Source organism: Kineococcus arenarius subsp. arenarius, from assembly GCF_050871845.1.
GTDB lineage: Bacteria > Actinomycetota > Actinomycetes > Actinomycetales > Kineococcaceae > Kineococcus.
The window spans coordinates 1-1,023 of the sequence record NZ_JBJLSE010000192.1 but is presented as its reverse complement, the minus strand read 5'-3'; the positions used below and the strand labels follow the sequence as shown (position 1 = coordinate 1,023).

Genomic DNA, 1,023 nt, shown 5'->3' with positions numbered 1-1,023 from the left:
GGCGGTCTCAAGCGGTCAGCGCAACAGCTCCGTGAGCTTCTCTGATGGTGTCATGAACTGCAGGGTCTTGCGAGGACGACCGTTGAGGGAGTCCTGGATCGCGAGCAGTTCCTTCCTGGTGACGTCGCTCAGGTCGACGCCCTTGGGCAGGTACTGCCGCAACAAGCCATTGGTGTTCTCGTTGCTGCCGCGCTGCCAGGGTGAGTGCGGGTCGCAGAAGTAGACCGGGATGTCGGTGGCGAGGGTGAACTTCGCGTGCGCGGCCATCTCTGCCCCCTGGTCCCAGGTGATGCTGCGAGCCAGATGAGCAGGCAAGGCCGTGATGGCCTCCCGCATCCTCGCCTCCACGGTGACCGCGGACTTGTCCGCCCCCAACGGCAGCAACATGACGTAACGGGTAGAGCGCTCGACCAAGGTCCCCACCGCGCTGCGACTGCCGGCCCCCAGGATCAGATCTCCCTCCCAGTGTCCGGGAACGGCGCGGTCCTCGACCTCGGGTGGGCGTTCAGAGATCATCACCATCCCCGGGATCCGTCCGCGTCCTTCCCGTCGTCCTCGGGTCTTGCGACGAGTTCGCCCGGATCGCAGACAGCGCACCAGTTCTCGGCGCAACTCGCCGCGGCCCTGGACGAAGAGCGACTGGTAGATCGTCTCGTGGCTGACTTGCATCTGCTCATCATCGGGGAAGTCCCGTCGCAGGCGTCCGGCGATCTCCTGCGGTGACCACCACTGCTCCAGGCAGGAGGTAACCTCCGCCAGCAGCGGCCCGGCGGTGAGCTTGAACGCCTTGGGACGGCGGGTCTGCTCGCGGGCGCGGACGTGCCCGCCCCAGGCCCGGTAGTCCTCGCGGCCGCCGTTGGCGTTGACCTCCCGTGACACCGTCGAGGGTGCTCGACCCAGCGCCGACGCGATCGCACGGAACGACTCCTTCGCCCGCACCCCGATCAAGATGCGTTCGCGCTCGTCGATCGAGAGACGCCCCGCCCGTGGTGCCCATGAGTCTTCCACCCCGCTCAGGAAGCG

At 67.2% G+C, this 1,023-nt stretch carries 1 protein-coding gene; it reads right to left on the bottom strand.

Annotation, left to right across the window (positions count from 1 at the left end):
- Positions 1 to 15: 15 nt before the first annotated feature.
- Entirely contained in the window at positions 16 to 1,017 is a 1,002-nt protein-coding gene (locus ACRYM0_RS20855; protein WP_432507763.1) for an IS30 family transposase, read from the bottom strand.
- Positions 1,018 to 1,023 lie beyond the last annotated feature (6 nt).